Consider the following 15,792-nt stretch of genomic DNA (forward strand, 5'->3'; position numbering starts at 1 on the left):
TTATGGCTCGTTCCGTCTGGAAAGGCCCGTTCGTCGACGCCTATGTCTTGAAAAAGGCAGAAGCATCACGCGAAAGCGGTCGCAACGAAGTGATCAAAATCTGGTCTCGTCGTTCAACTATCCTGCCTCAGTTTGTTGGTCTCACTTTTGGTGTGTACAACGGCAAGAAGCACATCCCTGTTAACGTCTCTGAAGACATGATCGGTCAAAAGTTCGGTGAGTATTCACCAACACGCACCTATTATGGCCACGCAGCTGACAAAAAAGCGAAGCGGAAATAAGCCATGAGCAAGGATAATAATCCCCGCCGCGTGGCCGACAATGAAGCACGTGCAAAACTGCGCATGCTCCGTACTTCGCCACAAAAGCTAAACCTCGTTGCGGCACTGATCCGTGGTAAGAAAGTTGAGCAGGCTCTGACTGACCTGACTTTCTCCAAGAAGCGGATTTCAGATGACGTGAAGAAATGTCTTCAGTCTGCCATCGCGAATGCTGAAAACAACCACAACCTAGATGTTGATGAATTGGTTGTTGCAGAAGCATATTGCGGCAAAAACCTGATCATGAAGCGCGGTCGTCCGCGGGCACGTGGCCGTTTTGGTAAGATCATCAAGCCATTCTCGGAAATCACAATTGTGGTTCGCCAAGTTGAGGAGCAATCATAATGGGTAACAAAGTAAACCCTATCGGTATGCGTCTTCAGGTCAACCGCACCTGGGACAGCCGCTGGTACGCTGACACCAAAGATTATGGTGATCTGCTACTAGAAGATCTGAAGATCAAAGACTTCATCAAAAAAGAATGTGCACAGGCTGGTATTAGCCGCGTGATCATCGAACGTCCGCACAAAAAGTGCCGCGTTACGATCCACGCTGCACGTCCTGGTGTGATCATTGGCAAGAAAGGTGCAGACATCGAAGGTCTGCGTCAGAAGCTTGCTAAACTGACTGCATCGGAACTGCACCTGAACATCGTTGAAGTGCGCAAGCCTGAACTGGACGCAGCACTTGTTGCTGAATCCATCGGTCAGCAGCTTGAGCGTCGTGTTTCTTTCCGTCGTGCTATGAAGCGCTCGGTTCAGAACGCAATGCGCATGGGTGCCTTGGGTATCCGTATCAACCTTGCTGGTCGTCTTGGCGGCGCAGAAATCGCGCGTACTGAATGGTACCGTGAAGGTCGCGTTCCATTGCACACACTGCGTGCAGACATCGACTATGCATTGTTCGAAGCTATGACACCTTATGGGATCATCGGCATCAAGGTATTCATCTACAAAGGTGATATCATGGAGCACGACCCGTCAGCGCACGATCGTAAACACGCCGAGCTGCAAGAGGGTTCCATCCCTCGCGGCGCTGGCCGTCGCTAAGGAGCTAGATAAATGCTACAACCAAAGCGTACAAAACACCGGAAACTGCACAAAGGCCGTATCCGTGGTGAAGCAAAGGGCGGTTCTGACCTGAACTTTGGTACATATGGCCTGAAGGCTATTGAACCAGAGCGGATCACAGCGCGTCAGATCGAAGCTGCACGTCGTGCAATGACGCGTCACATGAAGCGTCAAGGCCGCGTTTGGATCCGTATCTTCCCTGACACACCTGTTACATCTAAGCCTGTCGAAGTTCGTATGGGTAAAGGTAAAGGTTCTATCGATTTTTGGGCATGCAAGGTTAAACCTGGCCGCGTGATGTTCGAAATTGATGGCGTCAACGAAGACATCGCACGCGAAGCACTGCGCCTTGCTGCGATGAAGCTGCCGATCAAAACACGTACTGTTGTTCGTGAAGACTGGTAAGCCGTAGGGAGTTCGCTCCCGACGTCTGCGAAATTGAAACCCCCGTTGAGAAATCAGCGGGGGTTTTATTGTGAGTACAGCCCAATTGACGACGAGTGTGCGTCGGTCGCCCAAGTTTTCCCCTCACAGGTTTTACATGTTCGGTGTAGCCTCATGTTGCAGGCCAGACCTGCACCAGATTTACAGACACAGGGAAAACAATATGTCTATTTTGAAACGCGGCCTTAAAGGCGCTCCTGTTAAACGCCTTCAGGCGAAACTTGGTGTTACTGCCGACGGTGACTTTGGTCCCGGTACTGAAAAAGCACTGAAAGAATGGCAAGCAGCGAATGGCCTGGCGGCTGATGGCATTGCTGGTCCAGATACCTTTGCTGCGATTGGCTTGCCTGAATTGATCCTGCTGCGCAAAGGTTCACGTGGCGCGCAGGTTAAGAAACTACAAGAAGGCCTTGGCATTGGTGCTGACGGTATCTTTGGCGCGGGTACGGCGAAATCTGTAGCTGAATTCCAAGCCAAGAGCGGCCTCGAAGCTGACGGTATGGCGGGGCCGACGACCCTATCTAAGCTAACAACATTTGCAGATGTCGTGACTGAGAAAGTCGTGGAAATGGCCGCCGTGCAGCCCGACGAAGAACACTTCGAAGCAGAGCCGCTGCCAGAGCTTGATGGTGTTGAAGTAGTTGCCTCTGCCGAAGCAGAAAAGGCTGAGCCGCCTAAATCTGCTTGGGGCAAAGTTAAAGGCTGGTTTTCGTAACTGACCAATACATCCCCGCCGTATTGTCGGTGGGGATGTAGTTCAGCGGGTCGTCAGCCCCAGCTATAGTTGAAACTGACAGATATACGTTCGTCTTCTTCGGCCATGTTCATTGGCACCTCATGACGTAACCAGCTTTCCCATAACAGCACATCACCCACCGCAGGTTTTACATAAATAAAGGGCCGCAGTTCTTCGCGAGCGCCTTTGACGCGGGTAGGAGCGGCCATCATCATGGGCAGTCGTGGATCTTCAAGCTTTAGCGCGCTCGCGCCCTCTGGCATAGCGACATAGGTCGTGCCGCTGATCACCGAATGCGGGTGGATGTGGCTGGAGTGCGTTCCGCCGGGCGGCAGGATGTTGATCCAGATATCCTCTAGCTTCAGTTCTTTGTCGCCAAGATCAAGTTCAAGGTCTTTGGCAAATGCCGCAACGTGCGTGTCGAGCGACTTCACCAGATCAGCAAAGATCGGAAAGCGCCATGGCAGGTCGGTGAGCGATGCATAGGACGTGTAGCCGGGATAGCCATGTTCCTCGCACCATTCTTGGCCAGCCTCGTCATCGTCAGCGATGACAAGGCAAGAGTTTTCCAGCTCGGCTGGGTCAATCGCGCCGTGTTCGGACAGGGCGGCGTGGTATAGGCGGGTCACGAAAAGCGATTTGATATTAGACATGGCGCAATCATACCGCATGGTTTTGTCGGGGGCGAGAGCAACGTGCGGTCGTAAGGGGGGGGCTAGCCTGTGGTGGGACATGAAGCCAAGAGGTTCAATGTCCAAACAGGGGTTGCTTTATTGGGGGATGAGGTCTAAACGGCGCACTTCTACACCCACTCCACCGGGAATCGGGTCACGCCTATGTGCGGCCTACCGGTGATGTTGAAAAAGGAAAATGGCATGAACGCCAATGAACTGCGGGATAAAACGCCCGATCAGCTCCGTGAAGAGCTGGTGAACCTGAAAAAAGAATCCTTTAACCTGCGCTTTCAGCAGGCCACAGGCCAACTTGAAAACACTTCTGGTATCCGCGCTGCACGCCGCAACGCTGCCAAAGTAAAAACAATTCTGAACGAAAAAGCAGCTGCCGCTGCTTCGGAGGCTTAATCTATGCCTAAGCGTATCCTAGCTGGGGTTGTTACAAGCAACCAAAACGAACAGACAGTTACAGTATCTGTAGAGCGTCGTTACAAGCACCCGTTGCTTCAGAAAACTATTCGTAAGTCCAAGAAATACCGGGCGCACGATGAGAAGAACGCATTCAACGTCGGTGACCAAGTACGCATTCAAGAATGCGCACCGAAGTCGAAAACGAAACGCTGGGAAGTGATCGCGTCTTAAGACGTACACCAACAGTTTAATCGAAACCCTGGGGCCCCGGACGGAAATCGGGAATACCTCATAGGTCGGAAGGAAACCAAATGATCCAGATGCAGACCAATCTGGATGTTGCTGACAACAGCGGCGCTCGCCGTGTTCAGTGCATCAAGGTTCTGGGTGGCTCACATCGTCGTTACGCGAGTGTCGGTGACATTATCGTAGTATCGGTGAAGGAAGCCATTCCACGTGGCCGCGTAAAGAAAGGTGACGTCCGTAAGGCCGTCGTCGTGCGCACCGCAAAAGAAGTTCGCCGTGAAGACGGCACAGCAATTCGTTTTGACAGCAACGCTGCCGTCATCCTGAACAACGCTGGTGAGCCAATGGGTACTCGTATCTTTGGCCCAGTTGTTCGCGAACTGCGTGCGAAAAACTTCATGAAAATCATCTCGCTTGCTCCGGAGGTGCTGTAACTATGGCTGCTAAACTCCGTAAAGGTGACGACGTGATCGTTCTTGCCGGTAAAGACAAAGGTCAAAAGGGCACTATCTCGTCCATCGACCCGAAATCAGGCAAAGCAATCGTAGACGGCGTAAACATGGCTGTTCGTCACGTGAAGCAATCTCAGGCGACACAAGGTGGCCGGACGCCAAAGGCGATGCCGATCCAACTGTCAAACCTGGCTATCGTTGACAAAAATGGCAAAGCAACTCGCGTTGGCTTCCGTATGGATGGCGACAACAAAGTGCGCTTCGCCAAGACAACAGGGGATGCGATCTAATGCTTGATACCGCAAACTATACCCCACGTTTGAAGGCTGAATACGTTTCTAAGATCCGCGCAGCGGTCAAAGAAGAGTTCGGTTATAAGAACGACATGCAGATCCCACGTTTGGACAAAATTGTTCTGAACATCGGCTGCGGTGCAGAAGCTGTCCGTGACAGCAAGAAAGCAAAATCCGCTCAGGAAGATCTGTCCACTATCGCTGGTCAAAAGGCCATGACAACACGCGCTAAGAAATCAATCGCTGGTTTCCGCGTTCGTGAAGACATGCCGCTTGGTGCAAAGGTAACTTTGCGTGGCGATAAAATGTACGAATTCCTGGATCGTCTGATCACAGTTGCTATGCCTCGTATCCGCGATTTCCGCGGCGTATCTGGCAAATCCTTTGACGGTCGCGGCAACTATGCCACTGGCCTAAAAGAGCACCTGGTGTTCCCCGAGATCAACTTCGATAAAATCGATGAGAACTGGGGCATGGACATCGTCATCTGCACCACAGCGAACACTGACGCTGAAGCAAAAGCATTGTTGAAAGCTTTCAACATGCCTTTCAACAGCTAAGCGTTAGGGAGAGATTAGAAATGGCTAAGAAATCCATGATCGCACGCGAAGTTAAGCGTGAAAAGCTGGTGGCCCAGTACGCTGAAAAGCGCGCGGCGCTGAAGGCGATCATCAACGACAAAGAGAAGCCCGTAGAAGAGCGTTTCAAGGCAACCCTTGAGCTGGCAAAATTGCCACGCAACTCTTCTGCAACGCGTCTTCACAACCGTTGTCAGCTCACCGGGCGTCCACACGCCTACTACCGTAAACTTAAGATCAGCCGGATCGCGCTGCGGGACCTTGGTTCCAATGGCGAAATTCCTGGCATGGTCAAGTCGAGCTGGTAAGGAGAGCATAAGATGAACGATCCTATCGGTGATATGCTAACACGCATCCGTAACGGCCAAATGCGCGGCAAAGCAGCGGTGGAAACACCGGCTTCTAAACTGCGCGGTTGGGTTCTGGACGTACTTTCTGACGAAGGTTACATCCGCGGTTACGCTAAAAAAGATGGCAAAGACGGTCACCCCGCTTTTGCAATCGAACTGAAGTACTACGAGGGTACTCCTGTTATTCGCGAAGTGAAGCGGGTTTCTAAGCCTGGCCGTCGCGTTTACATGGGTCCAAATGACCTCCCGTCTGTCCGTCAGGGCTTGGGTGTGTCGATTGTCTCCACCTCTAAGGGTGTGATGTCGGATGCAAACGCACGTGCGGCCAATGTTGGCGGCGAAGTGCTCTGCACTGTATTCTAAGGGGATAACATGTCTCGTATTGGTAAAAAACCGGTTGAGCTGCCCGCAGGCGTTACTGCCTCGGTTTCAGGTCAAACCGTAGAAGTTAAAGGCCCTAAAGGGACCCAGACTTTTAAAGCCACAGACGACGTCACCATCACTGTTGATGGTAACGTTGTTACTGTAGAACCACGCGGCAAATCCAAGCGCGCGCGCCAGCAGTGGGGCATGAGCCGCACAATGGTTGCGAACCTTGCGACTGGCGTTTCCGAAGGCTTCAAGAAAGAGCTTGAGCTATCGGGTGTTGGTTACCGTGCACAGATGCAGGGCAAAGTCCTAAAACTGTCATTGGGTTACAGCCATGATGTGAATTTCGAAGTGCCAGAGGGTGTTACCGTGACATCTGCAAAGCCAACCGAAATCACAGTGGAAGGTATCGACGCACAACTTGTTGGTCAGGTCGCGGCAAATATCCGCGCTTGGCGTAAGCCAGAGCCTTATAAAGGCAAAGGCATCAAGTACAAAGGCGAATACATCTTCCGCAAAGAAGGCAAGAAGAAGTAAGGAACGCACAGATGGCAAACAGCAAAAGAACTCTGTTTCTGAAGCGCCGCATGCGCGTTCGGAACAAAATCAAGGGCGTTACAGCGAACCAAGGGCGTGCACGCCTGTCAGTTCACCGCTCGAACAAAAACATCAGCGTCCAGCTGATCGACGACGTCAAAGGCGTGACAATCGCGTCTGCTTCGTCTCTCGAAAAAGCACTGGGCGTGGTTGGCAAGAACAACATCGAAGCTGCTACAAAAGTGGGTGCTGCAATCGCAGAACGCGCGAAGAAAGCTGGCATCGAAGTTGCTTACTTCGACCGTGGTGGTTTCCTCTTTCACGGCAAAGTCAAGGCTCTGGCCGAGGCTGCACGTGAAGGTGGCTTGAAGATCTAAGACAGCGTAGAGGGTCCCGGACATGTTCGGGACCCTCTCGATGATCGAGGCCTGCAAAGGCACTGCGATCGACAAAATCGGTGCTATGCACCATTCATAAAAGGACGCCACATATGGCAGAACGTGAAAACCGCGGCCGCGGCCGCAACCGTGAAGAACAAGCTCCTGAGTTTGCTGACCGTCTGGTCGCAATCAACCGGGTATCTAAAACCGTAAAAGGTGGTAAGCGCTTTGGTTTCGCAGCACTTGTTGTTGTTGGCGACCAAAAAGGCCGCGTTGGTTTCGGTAAAGGTAAAGCGAAAGAAGTACCTGAAGCGATCCGCAAAGCGACTGAGCAAGCTAAGCGTCAGATGATCCGCGTTGCTCTACGCGACGGCCGGACACTGCACCACGATATCGAAGGCCGTCACGGCGCCGGTAAAGTTGTTATGCGTACAGCCCCAGTTGGTACCGGTATCATCGCCGGTGGTCCAATGCGTGCTGTTTTCGAAATGCTCGGCGTTCAGGACGTTGTTTCTAAGTCGATCGGTTCGCAGAACCCATACAACATGATCCGCGCCACTATGAATGGCCTTTCTAAAGAGCAATCCCCACGCAACGTCGCTCAGCGTCGTGGCAAAAAGGTTGCTGACATCCTGCCAAAGCGTGACGAAGCACCTGCTGCCGCCACTGCTGAAGCTGCAGACGCGTAAGGAACCTGAACAATGGCAAAAACGATTGTTGTTAAGCAGGTGGGTTCGCCCATCCGTCGCCCCGCCAAACAGCGTGCTACGCTGATCGGTCTGGGCCTGAACAAAATGAACCGTACGAAAGAACTGGAAGATACTCCTTCTGTTCGCGGCATGGTTAACTCGATCAGCCACATGGTCGAAATCATCGAAGAAAAAGGCTAACGCCTCGCCCGGCTAGTCTGGGTTTCGTTGAAATGATTTAAAACGCCCTCGGGAAACCGGGGGCGTTTTTACGTTTGACCTAATCCTAAAGTCCGTATCGCTCGAATCGAGTGGGTGTGCTCCGATCTCGTCGTGCGCGCGGTTTGCGTGCATAGCGTATTGGAGGAGGAAACGATGTCTCATAAACTTTCAGGGGGCTGCGATCATATTAAGACTTATTCTGACGCGGACCCCATCGATAACCATACTTGTCATTGTTCGGTTTGTAAGGGTGTTACTGGTCAGCCGACCACCCACGTTGCTTTCTTTAAGCATGGAGATCTTGTGGTTGATGAATCCGCAGGGCTGAACCGACAGCCATTCAACGCAGCTAACCCTGATGGACCGCTCGAATTATGTACCTGCGCAGACTGCGGTGCGCCGATCATGCTCGATGACAAAGAAAGCCGGATACGCGCAATTGTGCCAAACTTAATGGGCTATGAGGCGTCTTTTCCAGCCGCAACATATCATGCGTTCTATGATCCTGCGACTGGTGAAGCACGGCCGACAGACGGGCGCCCAGTGAGTGACGCGTTACGGGCAGATTTCGTTTGGCCAAAGCCTAGCTAGCCATGGTCGGACCCCGGACTTTTTAGACTGAAAAGTTCGGGTGAGATCATCTTAGAGTGCTGCATATGCAGCCAATGCTGAGAACATATTTGGACAGTGTGTGTTCGGATCATTCCGTTTGTTACTTTAAATCGATATTATGCTGCAGTTGCGGCATTCCAATGCTGCATAGCGGCAATTCCGTACGAGCGTTTGTTGCATGGCTCCAAAGCGCCTATCTTGAGGTCAAGGAATTCAACGCCCCCGCGCTGACCGCAGCGCTAAATGGGCATCGCTCGAGAAGGAAAATATAATGGCTTACGCAAACGCAAATCTACAGAACGCAACCAACAATCAGTTTGGTCGCATGGTTAACGACACTATTGCAGGCTTCAAAGCTGCAAGCGCGCGTCGCGCGGTTTATCGCGAAGTATTCGGTCAATTGAATAGCATGTCTGACCGTGACCTAGACGATATTGGTGTGGCACGTATCGCGATCCGCGATGTGGCTAAGCAAGCAGCATACGGCGACGCATAACTTATTAGTAACATATAACGAGTATAGACGCCGGATGAGAAATCGTCCGGCGTTTTTATTTGCGCGTCAAATGCGCGCGCCCAGGAGTTGTGTTTGCTGTGCCTACTTGATCCAGCGTCACCATCCGTCTATACGCCGCTGGTCGGATCACGTTGACCCGACTCAATTTTAACGCCGTGTTTGACCGCTCCCGTCGCTGGGGGTCAGTTCCGGCAAAAGGAGAAGCGACATGAAACTGAACGAACTTCACGACAACGAAGGCGCAACGCAACGCAAGAAACGCATTGGCCGTGGTCCGGGTTCCGGCATGGGTAAGACTGGTGGCCGTGGTATCAAAGGTCAAAAGTCACGTTCTGGTGTAGCGATCAAAGGCTTCGAAGGCGGCCAGATGCCAATCTACCAGCGTCTGCCTAAGCGTGGCTTTAACAAACCGAACCGCAAGGCATTTGCTGTTGTAAACCTTGGCCTGATCCAGAAATTCATCGACGAAGGCAAGATCGACATCAAAGCAGACATCACAGAAGATGCGCTGATCGCGTCAGGTCTGGTTCGTCGCAAAAAAGACGGTATTCGCGTTCTTGCTAAGGGCGATTTTACCGCCAAAGCAACAATCGTCGTTACTGGTGCGTCTGCGGGCGCTGTAGAAGCTGTCGCAAAAGCAGGCGGTTCACTGACTGTCGCAACTGTCGCCGCGGCTGAGTAAGGCTTGTGAGCGGCGGTAACGTCGCTTACATATTCTTTCAAGTTTTCCCAAACGCCGCCAACGGGAAACCGTCTGGCGGCGTTTAGCATGAAAAGAGACTCAAATGGCTTCTGCAGCAGAGCAAATGGCTTCGAACATTAGTTGGAGCGCGTTCGGTAAGGCAACGGAACTGCGTCAGCGCATTCTGTTTACCATCGGGATGCTGATGGTTTACCGCCTCGGTACTTATATCCCTGTTCCCGGTATTGATTCTATCGCATTGCGTGATTTCATGACCCAGGCATCCAGCGGCATTGGCGGCATTCTGTCGATGTTCACCGGTGGGGCATTATCACGTATGGCGATCTTTACCCTAGGTATCATGCCTTACATTTCTGCGTCCATTGTGATGCAGTTGCTGGGCTCTATGTGGGAGCCGCTAAAAAACCTTAAGAAAGAAGGCGAACAAGGTCGTCGTAAGCTGACGCAATACACGCGTTACGGCACGGTGTTCCTTGCAACCGTGCAGGCCTATGGTCTGTCTGTTGGCCTTGAGGCTGGTGGTTTTGCCACTGATCCGGGGCTCTTCTTTCGCGCCTCATGTGTGATCACTATTGTCGGCGGCACAATGCTGTTGATGTGGATCGGCGAACAGATCACATCCCGCGGGATTGGTAACGGCATCTCTTTGATCATTTTCGTTGGTATTATCGCTGAAATTCCCGCAGCAATGGCGCAGTTTCTTGCCCAAGGTCGTTCGGGCACTATCAGCCCACTGACAATTATTGGCATTCTGTTGATGGTTGGTGTGGTTTTGCTGTTCGTGGTATTCATGGAACGTTCGTTACGGAAAATCCACATTCAGTACCCGCGTCAACAGCGAGGTATGAAGGTGTATGATGGATCGTCGAGCCACTTGCCGATCAAAGTAAACCCTGCCGGCGTTATTCCTGCGATCTTTGCGTCTGCGTTGCTGTTGCTTCCAACAACCATCAGCACGTTCAGTGGCGGTACATCTGGACCAGTTATGTCGACGATCTTGGCGTTGTTTGGTCCCGGTCAGCCGCTCTATCTGATATTCTTTGGCGGCATGATCGTGTTTTTCACGTATTTCTACACGCGCGAAGTTGCCTTTAAGACCGATGAAGTTGCCGAAAACCTAAAAAGCCAAAACGGCTTCGTGCCGGGCATTCGCCCAGGCAAGAAAACGGCTGAATATTTGGATTATGTTGTAACCCGCATTCTTGTGCTTGGTTCTGGCTATCTTGCCCTTGTGGCACTGCTGCCAGAGATCATCCGGGCGCAATTGTCCGTTCCATTCTATTTTGGTGGTACGTCAGTGCTGATCATCGTGTCAGTTGGGATGGATACGATCCAACAAGTCCAGTCGCATCTCGTCGCCCATCAATACGAAGGTCTGATTGAGAAGTCACAGCTGCGTGGTAAACGTAGTGCAAACAAACGTAAGGGGCCTTCGCGTCGATGAACATTATTCTGCTGGGACCGCCCGGAGCGGGCAAGGGAACACAAGCACGCAAGCTTGTTGAAGAACGAAACATGGTGCAACTAAGCACTGGGGACATGTTACGTGCCGCGCGGACCAGCGGGACTGAAATGGGCAAGAAAGTCGCAGCCGTTATGGATGCAGGCAATCTTGTCACCGACGAAATCGTAATCGGCTTGATCCGGGAGCAGCTAGAAGCTGACAATGGTGCCGACGGTTACATCTTTGATGGCTTCCCGCGCACATTGGCGCAGGCTGATGCGCTGGGTCGTTTGCTGATGGACATGGGCGAGAACCTCGATTCGGTCATTGAAATGCAAGTTGATGACGAAGCGCTTGTCGATCGCATCACTGCTCGTTCGACATGTGGGAAGTGTGGTGAGGTCTATAACGACAACACCAAGCCAATCCCAGCGGACAACAAGTGCACCAACTGCGGTGCGTCTGATTTCCAACGTCGTGCCGATGACAATGAAGAAAGCCTGCGTACTCGTTTGATGGCGTACTATAAGCAGACCAGCCCATTGGTCGGCTACTACTATGCCAAAGGCGATCTGAAATCCGTGGATGGTTTGGCCAGCATGGATGAAGTGGCGAAAAGCATTTCAGCGGCGCTGGCGTAAATTTCTAGAAATTTACGCCACAGATGGATTTTCTAGAAAATCTATCGCTGCAACTTGGGTGGGTTGACCCGATAGGAAATGCCCCCTAAACAACGCCATCCCGAACGGGAATCAATAGATGGTTAATGGGTCGCACCCGTGAAGCCATCCACCACCTCGATATGACTTAAGCCCGGGCACATCGCTTCGGGCTTGCGTTGTGAAAAAAGGGTCTGGAATGACGGACCCGCAACCAAAAGGAATTGCACACGTGGCACGTATTGCCGGCGTAAACATCCCGACTGCAAAGCGGGTTCCAATCGCCCTTACCTACATCACCGGAATTGGCCCTGCCAAATCTGAAGAAATCTGTGAAGCGGTCAAAATTGACCGCACACGTCGCGTTAACGAACTGTCTGACGCCGAAGTATTGGCTATCCGCGAGTACATCGACGCGAACCTGACAGTTGAAGGTGACTTGCGTCGTGAAGTCACAATGAACGTCAAGCGTCTGATGGACCTTGGCTGCTACCGTGGCCTGCGTCACCGTCGTAACCTGCCTGTTCGTGGGCAGCGTACATCAACAAACGCACGTACACGCAAGGGCCCTGCAAAGGCCATTGCTGGTAAGAAGAAATAAGGGAGATCTGACAGATGGCACGTGATACCAAACGCACCAAAAAGAAGGTCTCCAAGAACATCGCCGCTGGCGTTGCTCACGTGAACTCTTCTTTCAACAACACAAAAATCCTCATCTCCGATGTGCAGGGCAACGCGATCTCTTGGTCGTCTGCTGGCACAATGGGCTTCAAAGGGTCGCGTAAATCGACACCTTATGCTGCTCAGATGGCTGCTGAGGATGCAGGCAAGAAAGCACAAGATCACGGCGTGAAAACGCTTGAAGTCGAAGTGCAGGGTCCTGGTTCTGGCCGTGAAAGCGCTCTGCGCGCACTGGCTGCTGCTGGTTTTAACATCACATCGATCCGTGACGTGACACCAATGGCACATAACGGTTGCCGCCCACCAAAGCGCCGCCGCGTCTAATTTCACCCAAACGCTTTGGGGTCGTGTATTTATTGCGCGGCCCCAATACGTCATTTTGAAACCTCGGGCGTTTGCCTTTTGGACATGAAGGCAGACAGGAATGGAGGGACACATGATCCACAAGAACTGGGCTGAGTTGATTAAACCAACTCAATTGGAAGTTAAACCGGGTAACGACCCGATGCGTCAGGCAACAGTGATTGCTGAACCGCTCGAGCGTGGCTTTGGTCTGACATTGGGCAACGCGCTGCGTCGCGTACTAATGTCTTCGTTGCAAGGTGCTGCGATTACTGCTGTGCAGATCGACAACGTCCTGCACGAGTTCTCTTCCGTGTCCGGTGTACGTGAAGACGTCACTGACATCGTTCTGAACCTCAAGGGCGTCGCGATCCGTATGGAAGTCGAAGGCCCTAAGCGTTTGTCCGTTCAGGCCAAAGGCCCTGGCGTTGTGACAGCTGCTGACATCTCAGAAACTGCTGGGATCGAAGTTCTGAACAAAGACCACGTTATCTGTCACCTTGATGATGGCGCTGATCTGTACATGGAACTGACCGTGAATACCGGTAAGGGCTATGTTGCTGCAGACAAGAACAAACCAGAAGACGCACCGATTGGCATGATTGCTATCGACGCGATCTATTCGCCTGTGAAAAAAGTGAGCTATGACGTTCAGCCGACCCGTGAAGGTCAGGTTTTGGACTATGATAAGCTGACGATGAAAGTCGAAACAGACGGTTCGATCACACCTGACGATGCGGTTGCTTACGCAGCACGTATTCTGCAGGATCAGCTGTCTATCTTCGTCAACTTCGACGAGCCTGAATCTGCTTCTACTGGTGCAGACGATGACGGTCTTGAGTTCAACCCGCTTCTGCTGAAGAAAGTGGATGAGCTGGAACTGTCTGTCCGTTCAGCAAACTGCCTGAAGAACGACAACATCGTCTACATCGGTGATCTGATCCAGAAAACCGAAGCAGAAATGCTGCGCACACCTAACTTTGGTCGTAAGTCTTTGAATGAAATCAAAGAAGTACTGTCAGGCATGGGGCTGCACCTTGGCATGGACGTAGAGGATTGGCCGCCGGATAACATCGAAGATCTGGCGAAAAAGTTCGAAGATCAGTTCTAAGAATTTGGGTGGGCCTTCGGGCCCATCCGCACAAATGCCAGCACGGGCTGGGAATACTCGGACAATTCTGTCCCACTAACGGAGCAGGCGTCATCGCAGCGCAGGCCCATCATAAAACAAAATGGAGACTATCAAATGCGTCACGCACGAGGTTACCGCCGCCTGAATCGTACACACGAGCACCGCAAAGCGCTGTTCGCGAACATGGCTGGCTCGCTCATCGAACATGAGCAAATCAAAACAACATTGCCAAAAGCGAAAGAACTTCGCCGCATTGTTGAAAAGCTTATCACACTTGCAAAACGTGGTGACTTGCACGCACGCCGTCAGGCAAACGCACGCCTGAAGCAAGAAATGCACACAGCGAAACTGTTCGAAATCTTGGGGCCACGCTACCAAGACCGTCAGGGTGGTTACATCCGCATCATGAAAGCCGGCTTCCGTTACGGTGACATGGCGCCAATGGCGATCATTGAATTCGTTGACCGCGATGTTGATGCTAAAGGTTCTGCTGACAAAGCACGTCTGGCTGAGTTCGAAGCTCTCGAAGATTAATTTCCCGACATTTCGTTGAGATTTTGCAAAGCCTCGCGGTATCGCGGGGCTTTCGCTTTTTGAGATAAGGCATATGTTCGCTTCATGGCTGACTTATTCACATCCGCTCCTACTGATATACCCGCTGGCCCGCGCCCGCTGGCCGATCGTTTACGTCCACAGCGGTTGGGCGATGTCATTGGGCAAGAACAGGTTCTTGGGCCTGACGCACCATTGGGCACGATGTTGGCATCTGGATCGCTGTCGTCTTTGATTTTCTGGGGGCCGCCGGGCGTCGGTAAGACGACAATTGCACGTTTGCTGGCGGATGAAACTGACCTCCATTTCGTCCAGATCAGCGCGATTTTCACCGGGGTTCCGGACCTACGGAAAGTATTCGAAGCTGCCAAGCTACGTCGCCAAAATGGTAAGGGTACGTTGTTATTCGTGGATGAGATTCACCGCTTTAACAAAGCGCAGCAAGATGGGTTTCTGCCTTACATGGAAGACGGTACCATTTTATTAGTTGGTGCCACGACCGAAAACCCGTCGTTTGAATTGAACGCTGCGGTGCTAAGCCGTTCGCAGGTGTTGATCCTGACCCGGCTTGACCTTGCTGATCTTGAACGCCTTGCACAACGTGCTGAGAAGGACTTGGACCGCGGGTTGCCGCTCGATGGTCACGCGCGCGAAGCACTGCTAGAGATGGCAGATGGTGATGGCCGTGCGCTGTTGAACTTAATTGAACAGGTCGCGGCGTGGAAGGTCGACGGTAAGCTTTCTACCGACGACTTGACCAAACGTTTGATGAAGCGTGCTGTGAAATACGACAAGTCAGGTGAAGAACATTACAATCTGATTAGCGCGTTACATAAATCTGTGCGGGGATCTGACCCTGATGCCGCGCTTTATTGGTTTGCGCGTATGCTGGCTGGCGGGGAGGACCCTCGGTATCTCGCGCGCCGCATTACCCGTATGGCTGTCGAAGAAGTTGGGCTTGCTGATCCGCAAGCGCAGGCGGTTTGTTTGCAATCGTGGGATACCTACGAACGTATCGGCAGCCCAGAGGGCGAGCTGGCCCTTGCACAGGCGCTGGTCTATGTCGCCTTGGCACCGAAATCGAACGCCGCGTACGTCGGGTATAAGGCCGCTGTAGTTGCCGCGAAAAGCACGGGTTCTACCCCACCGCCGAGTCATATTATCAATGCGCCGACCAAGATGATGAAGGAGCAGGGCTTTGGCGCAGGCTATGCCTATGACCATGACGCAGAAGATGCGTTTTCGGGGCAGAACTATTTCCCCGATGGTATGAAACGCGGTGTTTACTATACGCCCGTTGATCGTGGGTTTGAACGAGAGTTGAAAAAGCGCGTAGACTACTTTGCTGGCCTGCGGGCAAAGCGAGCCAAGAATTGACA

The 15,792-nt window shown here is 52.3% G+C and carries 27 protein-coding genes; 26 read left to right on the plus strand and 1 reads right to left on the minus strand.

Translation table 11 applies throughout. The features are described 5' to 3' along the window. The first annotated feature begins 2 nt into the window (after window positions 1-2). The 5 genes from rpsS (at window position 3) to CLV80_RS13100 (ending at window position 2,549) form a co-directional block, all read left to right on the plus strand. Entirely contained in the window at window positions 3-281 is a 279-nt protein-coding gene (gene rpsS / locus CLV80_RS13080; RefSeq protein WP_008236480.1) for a 30S ribosomal protein S19, read from the plus strand. A gap of 3 nt (window positions 282-284) precedes the next feature. Continuing rightward, on the plus strand, window positions 285-665 hold the full coding sequence (gene rplV / locus CLV80_RS13085; protein WP_090194821.1) for a 50S ribosomal protein L22: 381 nt from the start codon (window positions 285-287) through the stop codon (window positions 663-665). Beyond that, window positions 665-1,369, plus strand: coding sequence for a 30S ribosomal protein S3 (gene rpsC / locus CLV80_RS13090; RefSeq protein WP_106358386.1), 705 nt, complete (start codon window positions 665-667; stop codon window positions 1,367-1,369). The genes rplV and rpsC overlap by 1 nt, the downstream gene beginning before the upstream one ends. Before the next feature lie 12 nt (window positions 1,370-1,381). Then, window positions 1,382-1,795 carry a 50S ribosomal protein L16 gene (gene rplP / locus CLV80_RS13095; protein WP_106358387.1) on the plus strand — a complete coding sequence of 138 codons (414 nt, stop codon included), beginning with the start codon at window positions 1,382-1,384 and terminating at the stop codon, window positions 1,793-1,795. Between the two features lie 202 nt (window positions 1,796-1,997). Then, complete coding sequence (locus CLV80_RS13100) at window positions 1,998-2,549, plus strand: peptidoglycan-binding domain-containing protein (protein ID WP_106358388.1); 552 nt, start codon at window positions 1,998-2,000, stop codon at window positions 2,547-2,549. 53 nt (window positions 2,550-2,602) lie between these two features. On the opposite strand, the gene CLV80_RS13105 is transcribed toward CLV80_RS13100, so the two are convergent. Continuing rightward, complete coding sequence (locus CLV80_RS13105) at window positions 2,603-3,223, minus strand: 2OG-Fe(II) oxygenase family protein (protein ID WP_106358389.1); 621 nt, start codon at window positions 3,221-3,223, stop codon at window positions 2,603-2,605. Window positions 3,224-3,445: 222 nt separating this feature from the next. Here CLV80_RS13105 and rpmC point away from each other — a divergent pair, with 222 nt between their 5' ends. The 21 genes from rpmC to CLV80_RS13210 all read left to right on the plus strand — a co-directional run bounded on the left by rpmC (window position 3,446) and on the right by CLV80_RS13210 (window position 15,790). Beyond that, a complete protein-coding gene (gene rpmC, locus CLV80_RS13110) occupies window positions 3,446-3,652 on the plus strand; it encodes a 50S ribosomal protein L29 (RefSeq protein WP_090200179.1) in 207 nt (68 codons plus the stop codon). 3 nt (window positions 3,653-3,655) lie between these two features. Next, window positions 3,656-3,886 (plus strand): 30S ribosomal protein S17, encoded by a 231-nt coding sequence (rpsQ, locus tag CLV80_RS13115; RefSeq protein WP_106358390.1) that lies wholly within the window; start codon window positions 3,656-3,658, stop codon window positions 3,884-3,886. A gap of 80 nt (window positions 3,887-3,966) precedes the next feature. Continuing rightward, entirely contained in the window at window positions 3,967-4,335 is a 369-nt protein-coding gene (gene rplN, locus CLV80_RS13120) for a 50S ribosomal protein L14 (RefSeq protein ID WP_106358391.1), read from the plus strand. Window positions 4,336-4,337: 2 nt separating this feature from the next. Then, window positions 4,338-4,643 (plus strand): 50S ribosomal protein L24, encoded by a 306-nt coding sequence (gene rplX / locus CLV80_RS13125; RefSeq protein ID WP_090194839.1) that lies wholly within the window; start codon window positions 4,338-4,340, stop codon window positions 4,641-4,643. Next, window positions 4,643-5,206 (plus strand): 50S ribosomal protein L5, encoded by a 564-nt coding sequence (gene rplE, locus CLV80_RS13130; RefSeq protein WP_106358392.1) that lies wholly within the window; start codon window positions 4,643-4,645, stop codon window positions 5,204-5,206. Before rplX ends, rplE begins: the two co-directional genes overlap by 1 nt. A 20-nt stretch (window positions 5,207-5,226) precedes the next feature. After that, a complete protein-coding gene (rpsN, locus tag CLV80_RS13135) occupies window positions 5,227-5,532 on the plus strand; it encodes a 30S ribosomal protein S14 (protein ID WP_045997898.1) in 306 nt (101 codons plus the stop codon). A gap of 12 nt (window positions 5,533-5,544) precedes the next feature. Then, a complete protein-coding gene (rpsH, locus tag CLV80_RS13140; protein WP_106358393.1) occupies window positions 5,545-5,937 on the plus strand; it encodes a 30S ribosomal protein S8 in 393 nt (130 codons plus the stop codon). A gap of 9 nt (window positions 5,938-5,946) precedes the next feature. Then, on the plus strand, window positions 5,947-6,480 hold the full coding sequence (rplF, locus tag CLV80_RS13145; protein ID WP_106358394.1) for a 50S ribosomal protein L6: 534 nt from the start codon (window positions 5,947-5,949) through the stop codon (window positions 6,478-6,480). A gap of 11 nt (window positions 6,481-6,491) precedes the next feature. After that, window positions 6,492-6,857 carry a 50S ribosomal protein L18 gene (gene rplR / locus CLV80_RS13150; protein WP_106358395.1) on the plus strand — a complete coding sequence of 122 codons (366 nt, stop codon included), beginning with the start codon at window positions 6,492-6,494 and terminating at the stop codon, window positions 6,855-6,857. A 113-nt stretch (window positions 6,858-6,970) separates the two neighbouring features. Further along, window positions 6,971-7,549 (plus strand): 30S ribosomal protein S5, encoded by a 579-nt coding sequence (rpsE, locus tag CLV80_RS13155; RefSeq protein WP_106358396.1) that lies wholly within the window; start codon window positions 6,971-6,973, stop codon window positions 7,547-7,549. Window positions 7,550-7,561: 12 nt separating this feature from the next. After that, on the plus strand, window positions 7,562-7,750 hold the full coding sequence (rpmD, locus tag CLV80_RS13160; RefSeq protein WP_090194856.1) for a 50S ribosomal protein L30: 189 nt from the start codon (window positions 7,562-7,564) through the stop codon (window positions 7,748-7,750). Window positions 7,751-7,924: 174 nt separating this feature from the next. Further along, window positions 7,925-8,362, plus strand: coding sequence for a GFA family protein (locus tag CLV80_RS13165; protein WP_106358397.1), 438 nt, complete (start codon window positions 7,925-7,927; stop codon window positions 8,360-8,362). A gap of 292 nt (window positions 8,363-8,654) precedes the next feature. After that, window positions 8,655-8,879 carry a DUF1127 domain-containing protein gene (locus CLV80_RS13170; RefSeq protein WP_106358398.1) on the plus strand — a complete coding sequence of 75 codons (225 nt, stop codon included), beginning with the start codon at window positions 8,655-8,657 and terminating at the stop codon, window positions 8,877-8,879. Window positions 8,880-9,108: 229 nt separating this feature from the next. Then, on the plus strand, window positions 9,109-9,582 hold the full coding sequence (rplO, locus tag CLV80_RS13175; protein WP_106358399.1) for a 50S ribosomal protein L15: 474 nt from the start codon (window positions 9,109-9,111) through the stop codon (window positions 9,580-9,582). Between the two features lie 124 nt (window positions 9,583-9,706). Beyond that, the gene (secY, locus tag CLV80_RS13180; protein WP_106358486.1) at window positions 9,707-11,047 is read left to right on the plus strand and encodes a preprotein translocase subunit SecY; all 1,341 of its coding nucleotides are present in this window, start codon (window positions 9,707-9,709) and stop codon (window positions 11,045-11,047) included. Next, window positions 11,044-11,688, plus strand: a complete 645-nt coding sequence (locus tag CLV80_RS13185; protein WP_106358400.1) for an adenylate kinase — start codon at window positions 11,044-11,046, stop codon at window positions 11,686-11,688. Before secY ends, CLV80_RS13185 begins: the two co-directional genes overlap by 4 nt. Window positions 11,689-11,938: 250 nt before the next feature. Next, entirely contained in the window at window positions 11,939-12,307 is a 369-nt protein-coding gene (gene rpsM, locus CLV80_RS13190; protein ID WP_106358487.1) for a 30S ribosomal protein S13, read from the plus strand. Window positions 12,308-12,321: 14 nt separating this feature from the next. Continuing rightward, complete coding sequence (gene rpsK, locus CLV80_RS13195; protein WP_090194871.1) at window positions 12,322-12,711, plus strand: 30S ribosomal protein S11; 390 nt, start codon at window positions 12,322-12,324, stop codon at window positions 12,709-12,711. A gap of 112 nt (window positions 12,712-12,823) precedes the next feature. Beyond that, the gene (locus CLV80_RS13200; protein ID WP_162617680.1) at window positions 12,824-13,840 is read left to right on the plus strand and encodes a DNA-directed RNA polymerase subunit alpha; all 1,017 of its coding nucleotides are present in this window, start codon (window positions 12,824-12,826) and stop codon (window positions 13,838-13,840) included. Between the two features lie 135 nt (window positions 13,841-13,975). After that, window positions 13,976-14,395, plus strand: a complete 420-nt coding sequence (gene rplQ, locus CLV80_RS13205; RefSeq protein WP_106358402.1) for a 50S ribosomal protein L17 — start codon at window positions 13,976-13,978, stop codon at window positions 14,393-14,395. 84 nt (window positions 14,396-14,479) lie between these two features. Beyond that, on the plus strand, window positions 14,480-15,790 hold the full coding sequence (locus CLV80_RS13210) for a replication-associated recombination protein A (protein ID WP_106358403.1): 1,311 nt from the start codon (window positions 14,480-14,482) through the stop codon (window positions 15,788-15,790). Window positions 15,791-15,792: the final 2 nt, after the last annotated feature.

The organism is Yoonia maritima, from assembly GCF_003003285.1.
In the GTDB taxonomy this organism is placed as follows: Bacteria; Pseudomonadota; Alphaproteobacteria; order Rhodobacterales; family Rhodobacteraceae; genus Yoonia; species Yoonia maritima.

Coding starts and splice junctions, on each gene's coding strand:
- rpsH (WP_106358393.1), top strand. CDS start 5,545: ATGAACGATCCTATCGGTGATATGCTAACACGCATCCGTAACGGCCAA.
- CLV80_RS13100 (WP_106358388.1), top strand. CDS start 1,998: ATGTCTATTTTGAAACGCGGCCTTAAAGGCGCTCCTGTTAAACGCCTT.
- rpsN (WP_045997898.1), top strand. CDS start 5,227: ATGGCTAAGAAATCCATGATCGCACGCGAAGTTAAGCGTGAAAAGCTG.
- rpsC (WP_106358386.1), top strand. CDS start 665: ATGGGTAACAAAGTAAACCCTATCGGTATGCGTCTTCAGGTCAACCGC.
- CLV80_RS13210 (WP_106358403.1), top strand. CDS start 14,480: ATGGCTGACTTATTCACATCCGCTCCTACTGATATACCCGCTGGCCCG.
- secY (WP_106358486.1), top strand. CDS start 9,707: ATGGCTTCGAACATTAGTTGGAGCGCGTTCGGTAAGGCAACGGAACTG.
- rpmD (WP_090194856.1), top strand. CDS start 7,562: ATGGCAAAAACGATTGTTGTTAAGCAGGTGGGTTCGCCCATCCGTCGC.
- rplE (WP_106358392.1), top strand. CDS start 4,643: ATGCTTGATACCGCAAACTATACCCCACGTTTGAAGGCTGAATACGTT.
- rplN (WP_106358391.1), top strand. CDS start 3,967: ATGATCCAGATGCAGACCAATCTGGATGTTGCTGACAACAGCGGCGCT.
- rplV (WP_090194821.1), top strand. CDS start 285: ATGAGCAAGGATAATAATCCCCGCCGCGTGGCCGACAATGAAGCACGT.
- rplQ (WP_106358402.1), top strand. CDS start 13,976: ATGCGTCACGCACGAGGTTACCGCCGCCTGAATCGTACACACGAGCAC.
- rpsQ (WP_106358390.1), top strand. CDS start 3,656: ATGCCTAAGCGTATCCTAGCTGGGGTTGTTACAAGCAACCAAAACGAA.
- CLV80_RS13105 (WP_106358389.1), bottom strand. CDS start 3,223: ATGTCTAATATCAAATCGCTTTTCGTGACCCGCCTATACCACGCCGCC.
- rplR (WP_106358395.1), top strand. CDS start 6,492: ATGGCAAACAGCAAAAGAACTCTGTTTCTGAAGCGCCGCATGCGCGTT.
- rpsE (WP_106358396.1), top strand. CDS start 6,971: ATGGCAGAACGTGAAAACCGCGGCCGCGGCCGCAACCGTGAAGAACAA.
- rplF (WP_106358394.1), top strand. CDS start 5,947: ATGTCTCGTATTGGTAAAAAACCGGTTGAGCTGCCCGCAGGCGTTACT.
- rpsK (WP_090194871.1), top strand. CDS start 12,322: ATGGCACGTGATACCAAACGCACCAAAAAGAAGGTCTCCAAGAACATC.
- rplX (WP_090194839.1), top strand. CDS start 4,338: ATGGCTGCTAAACTCCGTAAAGGTGACGACGTGATCGTTCTTGCCGGT.
- CLV80_RS13165 (WP_106358397.1), top strand. CDS start 7,925: ATGTCTCATAAACTTTCAGGGGGCTGCGATCATATTAAGACTTATTCT.
- rplO (WP_106358399.1), top strand. CDS start 9,109: ATGAAACTGAACGAACTTCACGACAACGAAGGCGCAACGCAACGCAAG.
- rplP (WP_106358387.1), top strand. CDS start 1,382: ATGCTACAACCAAAGCGTACAAAACACCGGAAACTGCACAAAGGCCGT.
- CLV80_RS13200 (WP_162617680.1), top strand. CDS start 12,824: ATGATCCACAAGAACTGGGCTGAGTTGATTAAACCAACTCAATTGGAA.
- CLV80_RS13185 (WP_106358400.1), top strand. CDS start 11,044: ATGAACATTATTCTGCTGGGACCGCCCGGAGCGGGCAAGGGAACACAA.
- CLV80_RS13170 (WP_106358398.1), top strand. CDS start 8,655: ATGGCTTACGCAAACGCAAATCTACAGAACGCAACCAACAATCAGTTT.
- rpmC (WP_090200179.1), top strand. CDS start 3,446: ATGAACGCCAATGAACTGCGGGATAAAACGCCCGATCAGCTCCGTGAA.
- rpsS (WP_008236480.1), top strand. CDS start 3: ATGGCTCGTTCCGTCTGGAAAGGCCCGTTCGTCGACGCCTATGTCTTG.